The organism is Actinorectispora metalli (assembly GCF_056323685.1).
Genome location: NZ_JBREYE010000002.1, coordinates 972,009 through 991,706 on the forward strand (window position 1 = coordinate 972,009; position 19,698 = coordinate 991,706).

The window sequence follows — 19,698 nt, forward strand, 5'->3', positions numbered from 1 at the left end:
GCGGCGAACGTTTCCTGCGGCAAACACACCCTCCACGAGATCGACCGGCCCAGCTTCCGCGCCCGCTACACAATTCGACACGACGAGCACCGCCTGACCGTCACCAGCCTGAGAATTGATGCCAGATAGAGCCTGTGGGCGTGGGCAGATGCGTGGCAACCATCGCGCTGCGGGCGCCCCCGTTGAGCGCTGAGGACGCCTGCACCTGCCCGACCTACGTCTTGCGCGCAACCAGGTGCGGCCGCAGCACCGTCTCCGTGGCGTGCGGTCCCGCCCGGTCGCCGCTCCACCTCGAACCCGCATCGCCAACTGCTCGGCGGCACGCGATCGGAGCTCCCGAACGCCTCCCGCCAGGTGAACCGAAGACCCGGGTGCTCCTGCCTCTCCACCGCACTTGGCAGCCAACCGCTCCCGGACCATCTCGGCGTGGCCGACGGCGATGGCGTCATAGGCTGCGCGCGAGTGCGCCAGGGAGTCGATCAGGCCGGGCACTAACGCGCGGGAAGCCGCGGCCGGGACTTAATCAACAGCGGCTTGAAACAATCTCCGTCAGCCGTCACCCGGTCCAGCACGTCGCCGGCGGTGAAGTACAAATCACCCGGCTCCCGGCAGTCCGCGACCTCGTCCCAGGTGATCGGCGTCGACACCGTCGGATGCTCCCTGGCCCGCAGCGAATACGGTGCCACCGTCGTCTTCGCCGGGTTGTTCTGACTCCAGTCGATGAAGATCTTCCCGCCCCGTGCCGCCTTCGCCATCGTCGCCGTCACCCGCGACGGATCCTCCGCCGCCAACCGCTGCGCGATCGCCTTCGCGTACTCGCTGGTGTGCTCCGGGCGCGAGGTGGTGATGGGGGAGTAGAGCTGCATCCCCTTCGAACCACTGGTCTTCGCGCACGCCTCCAACCCGTCCTCGCGCAGCGCCTCCCGAATCCGCAACGCCACCCGGCAGCAATCCACGATGTCCGCGGGCGCCCCGGGATCCAGGTCGAACACCAGCAGATCCGGCGAACGCCGCCCACCGCGTGGACCCACCGTCCACTGCGGAATGTGCAACTCCAACGCCGCCAGATTCGCCGCCCACACCAACGACGGCAGGTCATCGAGAATCGCGAAGTCCGCGGTCTCGGCGCCCTTCGCGCTGCCCGGCGTCGGCAACCGCTCCGTGCGCACCCACTCCGGCGAATGCCGCGACACGTTCTTCTCGAAGAACGACTGCCCGTCCACCCCATCCGGGTAGCGCCGAAACGTCGCCGCCCGGTCCCGCAGATGCGGGAGCATCACGGGCGCGATCTTGACGTAGTAGTCGATGACCTCCGCCTTGGTGAACCCCGCCACCGGAAACAGCACCTTGTCCAGATTGGACAGCCGCAGCCGCTGCCCGTCGACATCCACGCTCACAGTCTTAGACGCCATCGAAGCGGACCTCCTCCGGGGACTTGTCCGGCCGCAACCCACGCCACGAGGGCGCCCGCATCCTGCCCTCGCGGGTCCACTCCCGGAACGTCACCTCACCGACCAGCGACGGTGTCACCCACTGCGCCACCCGCGCCACATCCCGCGGCACCTCAGCGAACGGGCTGCTCTTGCGCTCCAGCTTCCGCAGCCGCGCAGTGAGGTGCTCCAGCATCCGGTCACTGAAACCGGTGCCGACCAGCCCCACGAACCGAAGACCCTCCTCGGCGGGCACACCCACGATCAGCGAGCCGATCACCCCCGTCCGCCTGCCCTCACCGGGCCGCCAGCCGCCGACCACCACCTCCTGGGCACGCAGATGCGCCACCTTCACCCAGTCCGCCGACCGCCTGCCCGGGTTGTATTGCGAGGTCAGCCGCTTCGCCACAATGCCCTCCAGGCCCTGCTTGCGACTCACCTCCAACACCGCAGCACCACCACCGGTGTAGCCACGCGGGGTGTGCCAGAACCGGCCCGTGAGCTCCAGCCCCTCCAACAACTCCCGCCGCCGCGCGTACGGCAACGCCAGCAGGGACTCCCCATCCAGGTACAACAGGTCGAACGCCAGATACGTCACCGGGTCCGAATTCGCCAGCTTCCGCGCCTGGGCGGAGTTGCCGACATGCATCCGGTGCTGCAACGCACCGAAGTCGGGGCGGCCGTCCCGGATGATCACGATCTCACCGTCCAACACCGCCTCCGTGGACCCCAACTGCTCCCCGATACCCGACAACTCGGGGTAGGTGCGCGTGACGTCGTTGCCCGAACGGGCGTTGATCCGGGCCCGTCCACCCTGGACGGTCACCACCGCCCGAACACCGTCCCACTTGAACTCATACGCCCACTGGTCGTCCTCGGCCAGATCCGGCAACGTGCCCAAGGTGGCCAACATCGGCAACACCGACTCCGGCAGCGGATCACGATCGGGTTTGAGCGGTGCATCCGAACGCCGCACCAACCACCCCCCACCAGCCCGGTGCGCGCTGCTGTTCTTCGGCGCGGACTTCTCATTGCGATCGGTGCGGAAAAACGTGTACCTGCCCTGGATACGAGCGCCGTGGAACACCACCTGCACTTCATCCGCCGACCACTTCAACGTCTCATAGCGCCCGCTGTCCCAGATGAACATCGTCCCGCCGCCGTACTCGCCCTTGGGGATCTCACCCTCGAACTCGGCGTACTCCAGCGGATGGTCCTCGGTCGGCACCGCCAGCCGCATCACCCCCGGCTCCGTGGGCAGCCCCTTGGGGACCGCCCACGACACCAGCACCCCGCCCCGCTCCAACCGCACATCCCAGTGCAGCCGCCGCGCGTGATGCTCCTGGATGACGAAGGAGTCATCGTTGCCCTGCGGCGCCGCGGAGTCCGGCACCGGCTCCGGCGTGCGCCGCGGGTCCCGTTTCCGGCGGTACTCCCGCAGCGGCTCCGTCATCTCCGCCCCCAGCTCATGCGGTCTTCCTGCGGCTCCTTGGTTTCTTCGCCTGCCCCTTCTTCGGCGCGGGCTTGCCGCGGGAGGCCTTCGCGGCCTCCACACTGCGCTCCAGCGCGGTCATCAGGTCGACCACCTCACCGGTGTCCGCCGCGGCGGGCTTCTCCGGCAGCGCCGCACCCTCCGCCTTGGCCTCGATGACCTGCTGGAGAGCATCACGGTAGTCGTCGCGGAACTCCGACGGATCGAACGTGTCCGTCATGTTCTCGATGAGCGAGTCGGCCATCGCCAACTCCTGCGGCCGCACGGTGATCTCCTGCCGCAGGAACTCGAACTCCGGCACCCGGATCTCATCGGGCCACAGCATCATGTGCAGCACCAGCACGTCGTCGCGCACCCGCACCATCGCCAACGTCTCCCGCTGCCGCAGCGTGATCTTCACGATCGCGATGCGGTCGGCCTGCGCCAACGCGTCCCGCAGCAGCACATACGGCCGCGAAGCCGCCTTGTCCGGCTCCAGGTAGTAGCTGCGCTGCAGGTAGATCGGATCCACCTCGGCCACCGGCACGAACTCCAGCACCTCGATGGCGCGGTCGGTCTTGATCGGAAGCTGGTCGAAGTCCTGCTGGTCCAGCGTCACCAGCCTGCCGTCATCAAGCTCATAGCCCTTGATGATGTCCGCGTAGGCGACCTCCTCGCCGCAGACCTCACACACCCGCTTGTAGCGGATCCGGCCATTGTCGCTCCGGTGGACCTGGTGGAACCGGAAATCATGCTCCTCGGTGGCCGCATACAGGCGCACGGCGATGTTGACCAGCCCAAAGGAGATCGCTCCTCGCCACATCGCACGCATGCCATCTGGGTACCTCCCCGGTCATAGCACCGCATCCCGTGTCACCCAAACGGAGTAGTTAGGAGCGAGTCGACACCTGGGCAAATGAAATTCAACGCAGGGGAGTAGTTCCGAAGAACTATATATGTAATCGTTTCGTGATTGGGGACCAGTGCCGCCGGGGCTATCCACCGCACGCATTCGCCCGCGTATTATGAAAACGTGCTGAAGGTCGAGGAGCTGACTCGGCGGTTTGGGGGGCACACCGTACTCGACGGCGTGAGCTTCTCCCTTCCCGCAGGTCAAGCATGCGCCGTCATCGGTCCCAACGGATCAGGAAAGACCACCCTGCTGCGCTGCATCGCAGGCATCGATCTCCCCGACGAAGGTGAAGTATCTTTCGGGGATCGCCGAATGGACGAAACGGACCCCACAATTCGAGCCGCCGTCGCCTCCGTACTCGACGACCTCGAGTTCTTTCCCGACCTCTCCATCACCGAACACCTCGAACTCTTCGCCAGAGCCCACGGCACCCCCGACCCCACCGACCTGGTCGCCGCCGTCCTCGACGAACTCAACCTCACCGGCGCGGCCGACCAACTCCCCGTCACCCTCTCCAGCGGCCAACTCCGCCGAACCGCGCTCGCATCCTGCCTGGTCCGGCCACGAAAACTGCTCCTGCTCGACGAACCGGAACAACGCCTGGACACCGCGGGCCGCGCCTGGCTCACCCAACGCCTCCAAGCCGAGAAAGCCGCGGGCACCGCCGTCCTGTTCGCCTCCCACGACGAACGCATCGTCGACGCCGTTGCCGACAGCACCATCGAGGTCGGCTCATGACCGTGCTCGCCGAACCCGAGCCACCCACCCCCACAGCCCGCCAACTGCGCACCGACCTGCGCCGACTCCGCAAACAACACCACCAACGAAGCACCGCTCAACGCGCGGGAGAGCTCTACCAACTCGCTCTCTACGCCTTCATCGGCGGCGGCCTCATCACCCAGGCCCTCCGCCGCTCCGTGGACGCCCCACCCATCATCCACTCGCCGATGCTCGACTGGCTTGTCATGCCCGCCCTCACCCTGCTCACCGGCCTCGCCCTCCACCTCCTGCTCAGCCTCGGACCACTCGTCGCCACCCCCGCCACCCACAGCTGGCTGCTGGCCACGCCCGCCGACCGCCACGACCTCCTCGTCGGCACCTTCAGAACCACCCTCGCGATCGGCGCCCTCGCCGGAGCCGCCGTCACCACCGCCCTCATCGCCGCACTCGGCCCGAGCGCCGCCGCCCTGATCTGGGCCGCCACCCTCGGCGCCAGCACCGGCGCCGCACTCGTCGCCCTCGGCGTACTCGGCCAAACCAGCACCTGGGCCCACCGCGCCACCATGCTGCTCTCCCGCGTCCTGGTCACCCTTGCCGTGCTGCAAACCGTCGTCCTGGTCGTACTCGGAAACCTCGGCCGCTCACTGGCCCCACCCCAGGTCCTGCCCGCGGGCATCGCGGTCCTCCTGCTGCCCGCACTGGCCTACACGGTCTTCACCGCCCTCCGCGGACTCGGCCGACTCCCACGCGGAGCCCTGAGCAGGGGAGCGGACCTCGTCCTCGCGGGCAAGGTCACCGCGGGCTGGCTCGACCCCAGCTTCCTCACCGCCGCGCTGTCCCTGCGCCGCTGGCGAGCCGTCGGCACCGTCCACTCCCGCCGCATCGGCGGCACCCGCCTGATCGCGCTGCTGCGCGCCGACCTGATGCGTCTGCGCCGCTACCGACCCGAACTGGCCATCGCGACCTGCCTGCTCGTCCTGCCCTACGCCGTCGGTCTCCTGCTGCCACCCACCTGGATACCGGTGACCGCACTCATCGCAGGCTACTTCTCCATCTCACCGCTGGCCGTCGGCCTCCGCAAAGTCGCAGCCTCCAAGGCACTGCGCAGAACCCTCGGCCTCGCCGACCTGCCCATGAAACTGATCCACCTGATCGTCCCCGGCGCAGCGGCCGTGGTGTGGATCGCCCTCGCGCTGCCCGCCGTCGCCTCGGTCAGCCTCGCGCAGGTCATCACACTGCCGCTGAGCCTGCTGCTGATGATCTACGCGATGGCCACCAAGCCGATGATCAGCTACGGCGGCGCCAGCGTGGACACCCCGTTCGGCCTGATACAGCCCAGCATGCTGATCCAACTCCTGCGCGGCCCCGGCCTCATGCTGTGCCTGGTCGCCGTCCAGCTGATGCTCGCCTAACGCAACGCGCGGTAGGTGCGGTTCGCCGCCGCGGCGCTGCGCTGGTCCCTGCTGGTCGCATCGATGTAATTCTGGCTGGTCGCCAACGAGGCGTGTCCCAGCAACCGCATGATCTCCACCGCCGTCGCCCCATCCTCGGCGAGCCGTGTGGCGAAGGTGTGCCGCAACGCGTGCAGGTTCGCCCCCGCGGGCACCCGGTCATGCAACCCCGCGGCCCGGTAACAGCTCTTCACCAGGTAATCCAACGCACCCCGCCCGATCGGCTCACCCTGCCGATCCAGCAGCAGCACCGCACTGGGTCCACTGTGGAGCCCGGGGAACCGCCTGCGGCAGGAGTCCAGGTAGCGCGTGACGATCTCGGCCATCGGTTCCTCGATGGGGATCGAGCGGTCCCGACTGCCCTTGCCCCGCACATGCAGCCGCCGCTCACCCGGTCGCCCGGCCAAACAACCCAAGGTGAGCGCCCGCATCTCGGCCGACCGCAGCCCCGCCACCAACCCGAGCGCCAACACCAGCACATCCCGCTCCGGCCAAGGATCCCGCGCCCGACTCACCCCCGCCGTCACCGCCTCCAACAACTGCTCCGGCGTCTCCTCACCCCGCAACGGCTTGGGACTCAGCGCAGGCGCCTTCGGCCGCGCCACCGCCCCCATCGGATTCCCCTCCAACAGCCCCTCGACTACGCAGAACGTCAGAAACTGATTCCACGTCGACCAGGCCCGCAACACCGAGGACTTGGCATGACAGTCCGCGAACCGTCCGAACGCCGCCCGCAACCCAGCCGCCCCAAGGTCACCCAGACACAGGTCGGGCAGGGGAGTGGCCAACCCATCGGCCAGCAGTCCATTGATCCCAGCCAGATCCCGCCGATAGGCAGCGGTGGTGTGCGGCGAATCCTTCCGCGGCCGCCTCGCAGCAAAGAACGCATCCTGAGCCTCGATCAACTGCATGTGGATCTTGTACCGCCCACCCCTGACATTCCCGCCGCGGGCCCGCCCATCTCCAGTGATCAACTAGGAGATTCATGCATAATCAGCATTATGCATGAAATGCGCCCATCGATGCCGACCTCCACATTCCGGGGGACCGCACTGCGGCCATTCCGCTGATTCATTTCCGACCAGCGTTCCGAACCCGATCCGCCCAACATCAATCCTTGGCTCGAGCACCGCAACGCCGAACAGCACACCAAGCAACCGGACGATCCAAGCCGACCTCGCGGCTTGATCAACTTACGAAAACCGGACTCCCGCAACAAAACCAGCTGCTCTGGGCCATCCAGCCATCCCACCTAGTTATGTCACGGTGACGAATCTATCGGGACTAGCCGAACCCTCGGAGTAATGGAGACTCACTCATATTGGACCTGATTTTAGGCAGCAGAAAATAACTCGGATTCGCTTCCTAGTGGGTCCCCCCGCCCTCCCAGGGGGCAACGCCCTGCGCCAGTCTATCGGCTATGACCCTTCTGGCGAGGGCCTCTGGGAAATCTGTGGATAGCTTCGCTGCTGTGGATAACACGTCGAGATTCGGGGTTGTAGACCCCTCTCGAGTGATCTTGCGTGGTACGGGCGATTGGCCGATAACCTACATTATGTTAAGTTAGGTCTTCGAGGGGCCTCCCCACATCGGGAGGCGCCGGTGTTTGTCTCAACGAAGCTGGCCAATCTCCAGCGGCCAGGTTGGCTGAGACAGCCTGTGTCTGAGAGGCTCCCCTGCCGTGTTCTTGCGGGGCACCGGGATGTCATTTCCGGTGCCCCGCAACCTCAGTCAAGCTGGAGACAACTCGCGATCAACTTCGGTGCATCGCCAGGCGATGGTCTACCGGCCACTTCAATGGAGATAGGGCAGCCGGTGTGTTGCAGCGGTGTCGGCCGATTCGGGTTGTTGGCTTTGGTGAGGTCCGGACTAAGGCCTCTTGGCTGGGCAGGCCTTCTCGTCACGTCTGTGCCAGCTGGATGCGAAGGGTGGCACGCGGGTGCTGACGGCTTTCTCGGCGATCAGATCGGGCCCATGTCGGCGGACAGCCAGTGTTCCGGCCGCATGTAGATGGCGATGTGTTCGCCCAGGTGCGCTTGTTCGTACTCCACGAAGGCGGCGGCTTTCTCTGGCGGCAGGTACCGCGTGGCCATCTCCAGCGAATGCTCGTGGCTGCCTGGGGCGGTTCTGACCACCGGGCCTTCCGCCGACACGTAGCGGACGGTTGGCTCGGTCCGTTGCACCATCAGGCTGAAGCGGCCCGCGGCGTTGATCGCGCGTGCCTTTCGGGAACCGGCGGGCGTGCTCACCCACAGGTCTCCCCCTGGGGTGTACTGGTACCAGATGGGGATGGTCAGCGGTGCGCGATCGGGCTTCTCGATCACTGACAGCGCTCCGATGTGGGGTTCTGCCAGGAACTGTTCACGTTCTTCTTTCGACAGCGCCATGCGCCTAAGGCTACGCAACAGGTCTGACAATGGCCGTTTCAGCTGGTGCGGGTGTGGCTGTGGTTCGGTAGGGGTCGTTGGGAGCAGTTCTGGCGGTTGGAGGCGGTGTGGGACGGACCAAGCCGGGTGGGCAGCGTCGGGCCGAGTTGTTGGACGCGGCTGAGGAGTTGGTGCTGCGGAAAGGCATCGACTCCCTCACCGTGGATGACGTGACCGTGGGTGCGGGGGTGGCGAAGGGGACGTTTTACCTGCACTTCGCCAGCAAGTCCGAGTTGGTGGACGGGCTGCGCAACCGATATGTGGAGCGGTTCGTGGCTCGGCAGCGGGAGGCCGCTGGCGCGGTCGATGGGGTTGAGCGGGTCGAGCGGTGGGTGTTGGCGGGCATCGCGGAGTATGTGGGCGACGTTCGGCTGCATGACGTGTTGTTTCACCACACGGAGCGGCCTGAGCAGCCGACGAGCAACCATGCCATCGATGCGTTGCGGGATCTGATCGCGGACCTTGACGCCGAGGTGCCCGATCCCCTGGCGACGGCGATCATCCTGTACCACGCGATGCACGGCACTGCTGATCATCTGCTCCACTCCCCTGGCGACCAGGACCGGATGGCCGCCGAGATCCGCAGGCTCTGCCGCGGACTGATTCCCACGAACTGATCTTCGACCTATGCCGGTGTGGGCATAGGTTCTGACATTCGAACGCCGAATTAGGCGCGCCTGCCTGAGTTCCGATCACGTCCGGTGGTCGCGGGCGCGGCGTGATCACCGGGACCGGACGGCGTGGAGGAAAAGTTCGGGTTCGGGTTGGGCGTTGGGGGTTGGTGGGGTGTATTCGAGGATGGAGTCGGTGATGATGGTGAATCCGGCGTTGCCGAGGTGGCGGCGGTAGTCGTCGCGGGTGAAGCTGGAGACGATGATGGGTTCGCCCATGAAGTCGACGGGCACGTTGTCGGCCTCGCCCGGCACGGTGGCCAGGGCGAGGCGGCCGCCGGGTTTGAGCCAGCCCGCGATCCGGGCGAGGCTGTGTTTGATCTCGGCCTGGCTGATTTGCAGGAGCGAGAAGAACGCGCAGACGGCGTCCCAGGATTCGGGGCGGGTGCTGAAGGTGCGGACGTCGTCGAGGATGAAGGTCGCGGCGGGGACCTTTGTGCGGGCGATGTCGACCATTCGGGGTGAGACGTCGATGCCGGTGACCTGGAAGCCCGCTTCGGTGAGTTGTCGGGCCGTGGGGACGCCGGTCGCGCTGCCGATGTCGAGGACGGTGGCGCCGGGTGGCAGTTCGGTGCGGAGCCATGTGATGGCTTGGAACCTGCCGGGGGCTTGGCCGAATTCCGCTTCGTAGCGTTCGCCGATCTTGTCGAAGACGGCGGCGGCGGAAGTGTCGGGATCGGGCCTGTTCATGTGGTGATCCTAGGCGCTCCCCTGTCCCCCTGGGCGGTTCTGGGCGATCTGAGGGTGATCGCGCCAGAACCGCGAGGGGGCTCAGCTGTTCTGGGGTTGGCCTGCTCCGTCGCGGTTGGGGGGAACGCCTTGCTGCTGGCCGCCGCGTGGGCCGGTGTTGCGTCGTCCGGTGTTTTCGCTGACGGTGTCGGCGGTGGCGGTGTCGCCGTTGGGGGTCGCGGTGATGGTGACCGTTTTTCCTGGGGTGATGCTTGCGGCGCCGCCTTGGGCGGCGAAGACGGTGTCGGCGTCGATGAGGTAGGTCTTGGTGTAGCCGTCTTCGCTGGTGGCGGAGAGTGCGGTGGTGTTGATCTCGGTGATCTTGCCGACCTGCATGGTGGAGGTGGTGTAGCCGCCTTTGCCGTCGGCGACGGTGAAGTCGCCGTGGAGGGCGTCGGGCATGAAGGCTGCGGGACCGGCCATGACGAGGCCGCCTCCGCCGCCGGGACCGCGTTGGAGGGCGGCGCCTGCCGGGCCGCTCGCGGCGTAGACGGCGAGGCCGCCTGCGGCGATGACCGCCACCGCGACGGCGACGGTGGCCACGGTCTTGCGGGTGGTCCATCCGGTGCCGGTCCTGGCGGGAAGCGCCTCTCCCCAGGCGGGCTGGGCTGCGATGCGGTCGGTCTGCTCGGCTGCTCCGGTGTGCCAGTGAGGCGGTGCTGCGGATGTCGGCTGTCCGGGCGCGGGCGGCGGCGGGGCGGCCTCCCCCGCGGGTGCTTCGGCGGGTGGTGCCGGTTGGTGGGGCTGGGGGTCCGGTTTCTGGGCCGGGTTGTCGGTCATCGTGGTCCTCCCAGGTGGCGTTGTCGTGGAGTCCACGCTGCCCGCGGTTGCTGTGCGGGTGCTGTGTGGCTGGTTTGCGGTCCCTTTGAAGACGTGGACCGGCCGTAATCGGACACAGCTGATACACAGGGAACCCACAGGTCGGCCATATAGGTGCAGGCCACGATGGAGGCATGCATGCCGTGAACTCGCGACCGGAACTACGCAGGCCGGATGGGCAGCCGGTCCGGGTGCTCGTGGTGGACGATGAGCCGACGCTCGCCGAGTTGGTGACGCTGGCGCTGCGGTATGAGGGCTGGGAGGTGCGCAGCGCCGCGGACGGGGTGAGCGCGGTGCGGGAGGCGCGGGAGTTCCGGCCGGACGCGGTCGTGCTGGACGTGATGTTGCCGGACTTCGACGGGCTTGAGGTGTTGCGGCGGATGCGGGCGGAGAGCCCGCGGCTGCCGGTGCTGTTCCTGACCGCGAAGGATGCTTTGGAGGATCGGCTGGGTGGGCTCACCGCTGGGGGCGATGACTATGTGACCAAGCCGTTCAGTGTGGAGGAGGTCGTGCTGCGGTTGCGGGGTCTGCTGCGGCGGACCGGGGTGACCGAGGCGAGCGCGGGTGCGTCGTTGGTGGTGGGTGATCTGACGTTGGATGAGGATTCGCGTGAGGTGTTCCGGGCGGGTGAGTCGATTCAGCTGACCGCCAAGGAGTTCGAGCTGTTGCGGTTCATGATGCGCAATCCGCGGCGCGTGCTGAGCAAGGTGCAGATCCTTGACCGGGTGTGGAACTACGACTTCGGTGGGCAGGCCAACATCGTCGAGCTGTACATCTCGTATCTGCGGAAGAAGATCGATGCTGGGCGGCAGCCGATGATCCACACCATGCGGGGCGCGGGGTATGTCCTTCGACCGGCGGCCTAGCGATTCGACCCAGCGCGATCGGACCCGGCGAGGTTGGGCGCAGCGCAGTTGGACGTTGCGGTCCCGGTTGATCGCGGGTCAGCTCGCTCTGTTGTCCGGGGTGTGTCTGATCATCGTGGTGGTCTCGGTGGTGGGGCTGGAGTCGTTTCTGATCGGTCAGCTTGATTCGCAGTTGGCGGCGTCGGGCAGTCGGGCGCGGCTGTTCATCAAGACTCCCGACGGGACGATCACCGGTCCCCCGCCGCGGCCTCCCGTCGTCGAGACCGCGCGTGCTCCGCTGGACGCACCTGGGCAGGGTGTCGGCACGATCAACGCGTTGATCATGGGCGATGTGCTGTGGGACGCGGGCAGGCTCAAGCCGAGCGATGGGGCGCGTGAGCAGCTGTACGGGCCGCCGTTGCTCACGCTGATGCAGCTGCCCAGGGACGGCAAACCGTACACGCGTGATCTTGGGGAGTACGGCTCGTATCGGTTGAGTGCGCAGCGCATGCCCAACGACATGGTGATCGTGACCGGTTTGCCGTTGGAGCAGGTGAGCAGCACGGTGATGGGTGTGGCGTGGATTCTGGGCGCGGTGTCGTTGAGCGCGGTGGTGATGACGGGTTTGGCCGGGGTGTGGATCATCCGGCGGTCGTTGCGGCCGTTGAACCGGGTGGCGGCGACGGCGAGCAGTGTGGCGGAGTTGCCGCTGGACCGCGGTGAGGTGGCGTTGGCGGTGCGGGTGCCCGAGCAGGACACCGATCCGGACACCGAGGTCGGCAAGGTCGGGGCGGCGTTGAACCGCATGCTGGGGCATATCGGGGAGGCGTTGAACGCGCGGCATGCGAGCGAGATGCGGGTGCGGTTGTTCGTGGCGGACGCCAGCCATGAACTGCGCACTCCCCTGGCGGCGATCCGCGGGTATGCGGAGTTGGCCGAGCGGCACCGTGCCGAGGTGCCGCCGGAGGTGGCGCACGCGGTCGGGCGGGTGCATGTGGCGGCGGGCCGCATGACGGCGCTGGTGGAGGATTTGTTGCTGTTGGCGCGGCTGGACGGTGGGCGTCCGCTGGAGCGGGCGAAGGTGGATGTGTCGCGGCTGGTGATCGACGCGGTCAGCGATGCGACGGTGGCGGGGCCTGCGCACCAGTGGCAGATCGAGTTGCCGAAGGAGCCTGTTTTCGCGGTCGGTGATCCGCTGCGGTTGCACCAGGTGGTGGCCAACCTGCTCACCAATGGGCGCACGCACACCCCGCCGGGGACGACCGTGACGACCGGGGTGTCCACCGAGGACGGCCAGGTGGTGATCGCGGTGACCGATGACGGGCCGGGTGTGCCGGTGGAGTTGCAGCCGGAGGTGTTCGAGCGGTTCGCCCGCGGGGACACCTCGCGGTCGCGGGCGGCGGGCAGCACCGGGCTGGGGTTGGCGATCGTGGCGGCCGTGGTGGCGGCCCATGGCGGGTCGGTGGAGTTGGCCAGCATGCCGGGTCGGACGCGGTTCACGGTGCGGTTGCCCGCACACAGTTGACGCACAGCGGCGGCACATGGGGCACCCAGCCGCGGCGTCGAGTGTCGTGGTCATGACAGCGACCTCTGTTGCGGCGCGTGACCGGCGCCCTGTCCTTACCGTGGGCCCCTCCCCTGTCCTTGATGTTGTGGTCCCTGTCCACAACGAGGAGCGTGACCTGGAGCCCTGTGTTCGCAGGCTGCGCGCGTATTTGTCGGAGCAGTTCCCCTATTCGTATCGGATCACGGTGGCCGACAACGCCAGCACCGACGGCACCTGGGTGGTGGCGCAGGCGCTGGCCGCGGAGTTCGGCGAGGTCACCGCCGTGCATGTGGCGGAGAAGGGCCGTGGGCGGGCCCTGCACGCGGTGTGGCTGGCCTCGGATGCCGGGGTGCTGGCCTACATGGATGTGGATTTGTCCACGGATCTGGCGGCGTTGGGACCGCTGGTGGCGCCGCTGATCTCCGGGCATTCGGATGTGGCGATCGGTAGCAGGCTGGCGCGGGGCGCGCGGGTGGTGCGTGGGGCGAAACGGGAGTTGATCTCGCGGTGCTACAACGTGCTGCTGCGGGGTGTGTTGTCGGTGCGGTTCTCCGACGCCCAGTGCGGGTTCAAGGCGATCCGGGCGGATGTGGCGCACGGTCTGCTGCCGCATGTGGTGGACACGGCGTGGTTTTTCGACACCGAGTTGCTGGTGTTGGCGCAGGAGGCGGGGGTGCGGATTCACGAGGTGCCGGTGGATTGGGTGGACGATCCGGACAGCCGGGTGGAACTGGTGGCCACGGCGGTGGCGGATCTGCGCGGGATCGTGCGGCTGGGGCGGACGCTGGCCACCGGTGGGGTGCCGATGGCGCAGCTTCGCAGCCAGTTGGGGCGCTCGCCGATCGAGGTGCCCACCCCGGGTGTGCAGAGCGGGCTGCTGCGGCAGTTGGTGCGGTTCGCGGCGGTCGGGGTGGCGAGCACGCTGGCGTATCTGGTGCTGTTCACGCTGCTGCGGGGCGGGATGAGTGCGCAGGCGGCGAATTTCGTGGCGTTGTTGGTATGCGCGGTCGCCAATACGGCGGCGAACCGGCGGATCACGTTCGGGGTGCGGGGCTCCTCGGGGGTGGCGCGGCACCAGTTCGAGGGTCTGGTGGTGTTCGCGTTGGGCTTGGCGTTGACCAGCGGGTCGCTGGCGGTGTTGCACGCGGTGGCGGTACCGGGTCGCGGGGTGGAGTTGGTGGTGTTGATCGTGGCGAACCTGGCGGCGACGGTGCTGCGGTTTTTGTTGCTGCGTGGCTGGGTGTTCAACCCGAAGCGGGTGTCCTGACGGTGATGGAGCGCATGATGACGAGGCCGCGCTGGGAGCGCCCGGCGGTGGTGGCGCTGTTGGTGGTGACCGCGGTGCTGTATCTGTGGGATCTGGGTTCGCTGGGTGTGGCGAACAGCTACTACGCGGAGGCGGCGCAGGCGGGCGCGCAGAGTTGGAAGGCGTTGTTCTTCGGTTCGCTGGACGCGGGCAATGTGATCACTGTGGACAAGCCGCCCGCAGCGTTGTGGCTGATGGGGCTGTCGGGGCAGGTGTTCGGGTATTCGTCGTGGAGCATGCTGGCGCCGCAGGCCCTGTGCGGGGTGGCGGCGGTGGGGCTGCTTTATGCGGCGGTGCGTCGTTGGTCGGGGCCGGTGGCGGGTGTGCTGGCGGGTGCCGGGTTGGCGTTGACGCCGGTGGCGGCATTGATGTTCCGGTACAACAATCCTGATGCGTTGCTGGTGTTGTTGCTGGTTGCGGGCGCGTATTGCGTGGTGCGGGCGGTGGAGGCCGCGAGTCCGTGGTGGCTGGCGTTGGCGGGTGTCGCGGTCGGGTTGGGGTTTCTCACCAAGATGCTGCAGGCGTTTTTGGTGCTGCCCGCGTTCGCGTTGGTGTATCTGATCGCGGCGCCGACCGGGCTCGGGCGCAGGTTTGTGCATCTGGGTGGGGCGTTGGTGGCGTTGGTGGTGTCGGCCGGTTGGTATGTGGCGGTGGTGGACCTGTGGCCCGCGGGTGACCGGCCCTACATCGGCGGGTCGCAGGACAACACGGTGCTGGAGTTGGCGCTGGGCTACAACGGGCTGGGCCGGATCTTCGGCGGCGCGGGCAACCCCTCCTTGGGCGGGGGCGGCGGCGGTATGGAGGTGGTGGGTGGCGGTCCGGGCGGCGGTGGTTTCGGCGGCAGCGCCGGTCTCGAGCGGATGTTCAACCCCTCGTGGGGCATGGAGATCTCCTGGCTGCTGCCCGCGGCGTTGATCGGGCTGGTCGCCGGGCTGTGGTTCACCCGCCGCGCGCCGCGCACAGACCGGTCTCGCGCGGCGTTGGTGTTGTGGGGCGGGTGGCTGCTGGTGACCGCGTTGGTGTTCAGCTTTATGCAGGGCATCGTGCACGAGTACTACGCGGTGGCGTTGGCGCCCGCGGTCGCCGCGGTGGTGGCGGTGTCGGGTCGTGAGCTGTGGCGGGGCAGGCACACGGTGGGCGCCCGGCTGGTGTTGGCGGTGATGGTCGCGGTGACGGCGATGTGGTCGTTCATCCTGCTCACCCGCGTCGAGTGGTGGCTGCCGTGGTTGCGGTGGACGGTGCTGGCGGTGGGTCTGCTCGCCGCCGCGGCGATCGCGTTGGGCAGCCGGGCGGCTGCGGCGTTGGCGGTGGCGACGGTGTTGGCAGGGGTGGCGGGCACCGGGGCGACGACGGTGGTGACGGCGGCGGAGGCGCATCGCGGTGGTGTCCCGCTCTCCGGCCCGGCCGCGACCGACCCGGCCGGCGGTGATCCGGGGCGGATGCTTGGTGAGCGGGAGTCGGTGAGTCCGCGGTTGGCCGAGATGCTGAAGGCGACCACCGAGACGTGGGCCGCGGCGGCGGTCGGCTCCCACGGCGCCGGTCCGCTGCAGTTGGCGAGCGGGCGACCGGTGATCCCGATCGGGGGGTTCACCGGGTCCGATCCGGCACCCACCGTGGAGCAGTTTCAGCGCTACGTCGCCGAGGGTCGGGTGCGGTACTTCGTCGCGGGTGGCGGCATGGGCGGCATGCGTGGCCCGCGCGGCAACAGCGACATCGCCGCCTGGGTGGAGCAGAACTTCACCCCCACGACCGTCGACGGGTGGACCGTGTACGACCTGACGAAGCGATGAGTTTCGCCGCTCCTCGTGGTCCAACCATCAAGGTGACGATCACGAGGAGCGGACATGGGCAAGGTCTATACCGGGGCGAGCATGTCGTTGGACGGCTACATCTCCGGGCCGGGCGAGACGGGCTTCGAGCACCTGTTCCAGTGGTACGGCAACGGTGAGGTCGTCGTGCCCACCACGCACGAGGAGTTGACGCTGCGGCTGTCGGAGGTGAGCGCGGCGCACTGGCGGCGCCTAGTGGCGGAGACCGGGGCGTTGGTGGTGGGTCGCAAGCTGTTCGACTCCACCTCCGGCTGGGACGGCAACCACCCGATCGGGAGACCGGTCGTGGTGCTCACCCACCGGGTTCCGGACGGGTGGCCCCGCGAGGACGCCGAGTTCACCTTCGTCACCGACGGCATCGAGGCCGCGGTCGCGACGGCACGGGAGATCGCGGGTGGGAAGAACGTGGGGGTCAACGGCGGCACCATCGCCCGGCAGTGCCTCAACGCCGGGCTGTTGGATGAGATCTGGGTGGATCTGGTGCCGGTGCTGCTCGGCGGCGGTACCTCGTTCTTTGACGAGTTGACCGGTGCGCCGGTCACGTTGGAGGGCCCGTTGTCGGTGCGGCAGGGCAACAACGTGACCCACCTGAGTTACCGGGTCCGGTATTCCTGAAAGACGTCCACGTCGATGAGAGCAAGGCGAAACGGGTTTGCTTCCCGCTGGGAGCGGTGCCTGGCGGGAGGTGGGCCGCGCGACGAGCCAGTCACTTGGGGTCGGAGCCAGCGTGGCCGGTGGTCGGTCCTGGCTGCTCCCCCGGGGTGATCGGGGGACCGGCCCTGGGCTTGTCGATGGGTCGACCAGCCCAGGCGACGGCGGGCGCTTTGTGCCACGGGTAATGCGTCTCTGCCGCAGGCCACACCCATTCGCCGTCGGTGTGGAAGTAAGAAATCATGCCGGGCATCGGCGACCAATGGGCGTTTCTTTTCGTAGGGGCCGACTTGGGTCTCGAAGTGGTGCGGACAACCGTTGTGTGGGTGAGACGTCTGACGGTCATGGGTGAGGTTCGGCATCTGGAATGGGACGGGCTGTTCAATGCGCGTGATCTCGGGGGCCTGCCGACGGTTGACGGACGCGCCACCCGGTGGCGGTCGGTGGTGCGGTCCGAGGCGCCGTATCGGCTGACGCGAGCCGGGTGGGCGGCGCTGCGGGACTACGGCGTGCGCACCGTCGTCGACATCCGCGATGAAGGTGAGCCGCTGGACACCGATCTCTGTCCGGCAGGTGTGACGGCGGTGCCTGTGCCGTTGGAGGACCGCTCCGACACCGAGTTCTGGCAGCGGTGGGACCCGCTGTGCGGGACTCCCCTGTACTACCGGCCGCTGCTGGCACGCGCGCCCGAGCGGGTCGCGGCGGTGCCGCGGGCCTTCGCGGCGAGTGAACCTGGCGGAGTGCTGGTGCACTGCGCCGCGGGTCGGGACCGCACCGGGCTGATCACCGCGCTGCTGCTGTCGCTGGCCGGGGTCGCGCCGGAGACCATCGTGGCCGATCACGCGCTCAGCGGTGCGCGGCTGCGGCCGTTGTTCGCCGAGTTGGGCCTCGCCGATCAGGAGGCCGCGATCGAGAAGTTGCTGGCGGTGGAGAAGACCACCGCGGCGCAGGCGCTGCTGGCTGCCCTGGACGGGTTCGACACCGCGGCCTACCTGCGTTCGGCAGGTCTGAGCGAGTCCGAGCTGACCGCGTTGCGGGACCGGTTGCTGGGGTGATGTGGAATCACAACATCCACTACCACCGGCTGGTGCACCAGGCGATACCGCCCGATGCCGTGCGGGCGTTGGACGTCGGCTGCGGTGAAGGCGTCCTGGCTCGCGAACTGCGCCGCAGCGTGCCGGAGGTGACGGCGATCGATGTGGACGCGCCGAGTATCGACCTCGCCCGCGGCCACGGCGGCGCCATCGACTACATCGTCGCGGACTTCCTCCGGCATCCCCTGCCGTCCGCATCGTTCGACGTGGTCGCTTCCGTGGCGGCGCTGCATCACATGGACGCCCGCCTGGCGTTGCTGCGCATGCGGGAACTGCTGCGGCCCGGCGGCAGCCTCGTCGTGGTGGGCGTGGCCCGCGGCAGCTATCCGGCGGACCTCCCCCGCGAGTTCGCCGCGGCCGCCGCACATCGCTATCACCGGCTGCGCAGGGGCTTTTGGCAGCACTCGGCGCCGGTCTGCTGGCCACCACCGCACACCTACGCCGACATCCGGGCCCTCGCCGCCGAGGTCTTGCCGGGCGTGCGCTACCGGCGGCGCCTGTTGTGGCGCTACTCCTTGACCTGGACCAAGCCCGGCATCGAATCCACACCCCGCTGACGTCGCGCGTTCCGCGCCATCCCTGCTCGGGAGCCTGCGGTGCGTTGCCGCTCGGACACCAAGCAACCCGTGCAGGGCAGGCACGCGATGGCTCCGACCGCGCACGGGGACGCTCGCGAAGCGGCAGTCAGCCTGGACCCGGCGCTGCCGCCGCGCCGCACATAAGGGCGCCATGCCCGCGGCCCGACTCCTGTCGGATCAGGGCCGATCGGCCGCAGAGCCGGTCGGGGTCACGTCACACGGGCTGCAGTGCCGTGAACGGCCGGTCGGGCAACTCCACGGCGATCGCGTCGCCCGGACGCACCACGCCACCGGTCACGACGATGCCCATCACGCCCGCCTTGCGGACCAGGTTGCCCTCGGTGTCACGGTCAAGGACAGCGGCCATCAAACCCTGTTGAAATCGGTCGAGTTGGACGCAGGGGTTGCGCAGCCCGGTCACCTCCACCACGGCTGTGGTGCCGATCCGCAGTCGCGTGCCGGTGGGCAGGGCCAGCAGATCCAGGCCCGCTGTGGTGATGTTCTCCCCCATGTCCCCCGGTCCGACCTGGTACCCGGCCGCGCGGAGTTCCTCGTGGAGCTCGCTGTGGATCAGGTGGACCTGCCGAAGATTGGGCTGGTGGGGATCGCGGGCAACCCTCGACCTGTGCTTCACCGTTACCCCTTGGTGGGCGTCGCCCTCCACACCCAGACCGGCCAGCAGCCGGATCTCCTGCCGCGCGGGCTTGCTGAAGGCGTGCGTCTCGTCGCGGCTCACGGCCAACACTGCACCCACTGTGACCTCCCCGGTGGCGGCGAACGTTGCCGACTGTTCAGCTTGACCCACCCGCCACACCTACAGGGAGCCGACGTGATCAACGGCATGCACGCACTCATCTACTCCGACGACCCCGACCGCACCCGGGCGTTCCTGCGGGATGTGCTGGAACTGCCCGCCGTGGACGCGGGCGACGGATGGCTGATCTTCGGGTTGCCGCCCGCCGAGGTCGGTGTGCACCCGGTGTCCAAGGAGTTCCCGGGCACACCCGGCCTGCACGAGTTGTACCTGATGTGCGATGACGTCCGGCGGACCGTCGCGGACTTGGAGGCCCGTGGTGTGGAGTTCACCGAGCCGGTCACCGACGAGGGCTACGGGCTGATGACCCGCTTCGCGGTGCCCGGCGCGGGTGAGATCGGGCTGTACGAGCCGCGGCACCCGCTGGCGGTCACCCCCACCGAGCCACCCCGCGGCTCGGCGTGA

General features: G+C 68.2%; 19 protein-coding genes. 11 read left to right on the top strand and 8 right to left on the bottom strand.

Going from position 1 to position 19,698, the window contains the following annotated elements:
• Positions 1-491: 491 nt before the first annotated feature.
• From ligD (ACU6XJ_RS24810) to ku, 3 genes are read right to left on the bottom strand one after another with little or no spacing between them, the layout of a single operon-like run.
• Positions 492-1,412, bottom strand: coding sequence for a non-homologous end-joining DNA ligase (gene ligD, locus ACU6XJ_RS24810; protein WP_476316407.1), 921 nt, complete (start codon positions 1,410-1,412; stop codon positions 492-494).
• Positions 1,402-2,883 (bottom strand): non-homologous end-joining DNA ligase, encoded by a 1,482-nt coding sequence (gene ligD / locus ACU6XJ_RS24815; protein WP_476316410.1) that lies wholly within the window; start codon positions 2,881-2,883, stop codon positions 1,402-1,404. Before ligD (ACU6XJ_RS24815) ends, ligD (ACU6XJ_RS24810) begins: the two co-directional genes overlap by 11 nt.
• Positions 2,884-2,896: 13 nt before the next feature.
• Positions 2,897-3,733: a non-homologous end joining protein Ku gene (ku, locus tag ACU6XJ_RS24820; protein WP_476316413.1), complete on the bottom strand. Its 837-nt coding sequence runs from the start codon at positions 3,731-3,733 to the stop codon at positions 2,897-2,899.
• Between the two features lie 201 nt (positions 3,734-3,934).
• Between ku and ccmA the strand changes: the two genes are divergently transcribed.
• Together ccmA and ACU6XJ_RS24830 are read left to right on the top strand one after the other, a co-directional pair.
• On the top strand, positions 3,935-4,552 hold the full coding sequence (gene ccmA / locus ACU6XJ_RS24825; RefSeq protein WP_476316416.1) for a heme ABC exporter ATP-binding protein CcmA: 618 nt from the start codon (positions 3,935-3,937) through the stop codon (positions 4,550-4,552).
• A complete protein-coding gene (locus tag ACU6XJ_RS24830) occupies positions 4,549-5,946 on the top strand; it encodes a DUF6297 family protein (protein WP_476316418.1) in 1,398 nt (465 codons plus the stop codon). Before ccmA ends, ACU6XJ_RS24830 begins: the two co-directional genes overlap by 4 nt.
• Here ACU6XJ_RS24830 and ACU6XJ_RS24835 read toward each other — a convergent pair.
• Positions 5,943-6,896 carry a tyrosine-type recombinase/integrase gene (locus ACU6XJ_RS24835; protein ID WP_476316420.1) on the bottom strand — a complete coding sequence of 318 codons (954 nt, stop codon included), beginning with the start codon at positions 6,894-6,896 and terminating at the stop codon, positions 5,943-5,945. The genes ACU6XJ_RS24830 and ACU6XJ_RS24835 overlap by 4 nt on opposite strands.
• 1,050 nt (positions 6,897-7,946) lie before the next feature.
• The gene (locus ACU6XJ_RS24840; protein ID WP_476316423.1) at positions 7,947-8,372 is read right to left on the bottom strand and encodes a pyridoxamine 5'-phosphate oxidase family protein; all 426 of its coding nucleotides are present in this window, start codon (positions 8,370-8,372) and stop codon (positions 7,947-7,949) included.
• 107 nt (positions 8,373-8,479) lie between these two features.
• Between ACU6XJ_RS24840 and ACU6XJ_RS24845 the strand changes: the two genes are divergently transcribed.
• A complete protein-coding gene (locus ACU6XJ_RS24845) occupies positions 8,480-9,028 on the top strand; it encodes a TetR/AcrR family transcriptional regulator (protein ID WP_476316426.1) in 549 nt (182 codons plus the stop codon).
• A 105-nt stretch (positions 9,029-9,133) separates the two neighbouring features.
• On the opposite strand, the gene ACU6XJ_RS24850 is transcribed toward ACU6XJ_RS24845, so the two are convergent.
• On the bottom strand, positions 9,134-9,772 hold the full coding sequence (locus ACU6XJ_RS24850; RefSeq protein WP_476316429.1) for a class I SAM-dependent DNA methyltransferase: 639 nt from the start codon (positions 9,770-9,772) through the stop codon (positions 9,134-9,136).
• Positions 9,773-9,853: 81 nt separating this feature from the next.
• Positions 9,854-10,591 (bottom strand): hypothetical protein, encoded by a 738-nt coding sequence (locus ACU6XJ_RS24855; protein ID WP_476316432.1) that lies wholly within the window; start codon positions 10,589-10,591, stop codon positions 9,854-9,856.
• A gap of 173 nt (positions 10,592-10,764) precedes the next feature.
• Here ACU6XJ_RS24855 and ACU6XJ_RS24860 point away from each other — a divergent pair, with 173 nt between their 5' ends.
• The 7 genes from ACU6XJ_RS24860 to ACU6XJ_RS24890 all read left to right on the top strand — a co-directional run bounded on the left by ACU6XJ_RS24860 (position 10,765) and on the right by ACU6XJ_RS24890 (position 18,458).
• Entirely contained in the window at positions 10,765-11,496 is a 732-nt protein-coding gene (locus ACU6XJ_RS24860; RefSeq protein WP_476316434.1) for a response regulator transcription factor, read from the top strand.
• Positions 11,497-11,551: 55 nt separating this feature from the next.
• Complete coding sequence (locus tag ACU6XJ_RS24865) at positions 11,552-13,000, top strand: sensor histidine kinase (protein ID WP_476316436.1); 1,449 nt, start codon at positions 11,552-11,554, stop codon at positions 12,998-13,000.
• A 52-nt stretch (positions 13,001-13,052) separates the two neighbouring features.
• Entirely contained in the window at positions 13,053-14,288 is a 1,236-nt protein-coding gene (locus tag ACU6XJ_RS24870; protein WP_476316439.1) for a bifunctional glycosyltransferase family 2/GtrA family protein, read from the top strand.
• A 17-nt stretch (positions 14,289-14,305) separates the two neighbouring features.
• Complete coding sequence (locus tag ACU6XJ_RS24875) at positions 14,306-16,117, top strand: ArnT family glycosyltransferase (protein WP_476316442.1); 1,812 nt, start codon at positions 14,306-14,308, stop codon at positions 16,115-16,117.
• A gap of 54 nt (positions 16,118-16,171) precedes the next feature.
• Positions 16,172-16,771 carry a dihydrofolate reductase family protein gene (locus tag ACU6XJ_RS24880; RefSeq protein WP_476316445.1) on the top strand — a complete coding sequence of 200 codons (600 nt, stop codon included), beginning with the start codon at positions 16,172-16,174 and terminating at the stop codon, positions 16,769-16,771.
• Between the two features lie 362 nt (positions 16,772-17,133).
• Positions 17,134-17,862, top strand: coding sequence for a tyrosine-protein phosphatase (locus ACU6XJ_RS24885; RefSeq protein ID WP_476316448.1), 729 nt, complete (start codon positions 17,134-17,136; stop codon positions 17,860-17,862).
• The gene (locus tag ACU6XJ_RS24890; RefSeq protein WP_476316450.1) at positions 17,862-18,458 is read left to right on the top strand and encodes a class I SAM-dependent methyltransferase; all 597 of its coding nucleotides are present in this window, start codon (positions 17,862-17,864) and stop codon (positions 18,456-18,458) included. Before ACU6XJ_RS24885 ends, ACU6XJ_RS24890 begins: the two co-directional genes overlap by 1 nt.
• Positions 18,459-18,693: 235 nt before the next feature.
• Here ACU6XJ_RS24890 and ACU6XJ_RS24895 read toward each other — a convergent pair whose 3' ends face one another.
• Positions 18,694-19,233 carry an MOSC domain-containing protein gene (locus tag ACU6XJ_RS24895; RefSeq protein WP_476316453.1) on the bottom strand — a complete coding sequence of 180 codons (540 nt, stop codon included), beginning with the start codon at positions 19,231-19,233 and terminating at the stop codon, positions 18,694-18,696.
• A gap of 75 nt (positions 19,234-19,308) precedes the next feature.
• Between ACU6XJ_RS24895 and ACU6XJ_RS24900 the strand changes: the two genes are divergently transcribed.
• On the top strand, positions 19,309-19,698 hold the full coding sequence (locus ACU6XJ_RS24900) for a VOC family protein (protein WP_476316456.1): 390 nt from the start codon (positions 19,309-19,311) through the stop codon (positions 19,696-19,698).

Excerpts from the sequence above, each read along its gene's own strand:
- ligD (WP_476316407.1), bottom strand. The coding sequence starts at position 1,412 with ATGGCGTCTAAGACTGTGAGCGTGGATGTCGACGGGCAGCGGCTGCGG.
- ligD (WP_476316410.1), bottom strand. The coding sequence starts at position 2,883 with ATGACGGAGCCGCTGCGGGAGTACCGCCGGAAACGGGACCCGCGGCGC.
- ku (WP_476316413.1), bottom strand. The coding sequence starts at position 3,733 with ATGCGTGCGATGTGGCGAGGAGCGATCTCCTTTGGGCTGGTCAACATC.
- ACU6XJ_RS24830 (WP_476316418.1), top strand. The coding sequence starts at position 4,549 with ATGACCGTGCTCGCCGAACCCGAGCCACCCACCCCCACAGCCCGCCAA.
- ACU6XJ_RS24835 (WP_476316420.1), bottom strand. The coding sequence starts at position 6,896 with ATGCAGTTGATCGAGGCTCAGGATGCGTTCTTTGCTGCGAGGCGGCCG.
- ACU6XJ_RS24840 (WP_476316423.1), bottom strand. The coding sequence starts at position 8,372 with ATGGCGCTGTCGAAAGAAGAACGTGAACAGTTCCTGGCAGAACCCCAC.
- ACU6XJ_RS24850 (WP_476316429.1), bottom strand. The coding sequence starts at position 9,772 with ATGAACAGGCCCGATCCCGACACTTCCGCCGCCGCCGTCTTCGACAAG.
- ACU6XJ_RS24855 (WP_476316432.1), bottom strand. The coding sequence starts at position 10,591 with ATGACCGACAACCCGGCCCAGAAACCGGACCCCCAGCCCCACCAACCG.
- ACU6XJ_RS24860 (WP_476316434.1), top strand. The coding sequence starts at position 10,765 with ATGCATGCCGTGAACTCGCGACCGGAACTACGCAGGCCGGATGGGCAG.
- ACU6XJ_RS24870 (WP_476316439.1), top strand. The coding sequence starts at position 13,053 with ATGACAGCGACCTCTGTTGCGGCGCGTGACCGGCGCCCTGTCCTTACC.
- ACU6XJ_RS24875 (WP_476316442.1), top strand. The coding sequence starts at position 14,306 with ATGACGAGGCCGCGCTGGGAGCGCCCGGCGGTGGTGGCGCTGTTGGTG.
- ACU6XJ_RS24880 (WP_476316445.1), top strand. The coding sequence starts at position 16,172 with ATGGGCAAGGTCTATACCGGGGCGAGCATGTCGTTGGACGGCTACATC.
- ACU6XJ_RS24890 (WP_476316450.1), top strand. The coding sequence starts at position 17,862 with ATGTGGAATCACAACATCCACTACCACCGGCTGGTGCACCAGGCGATA.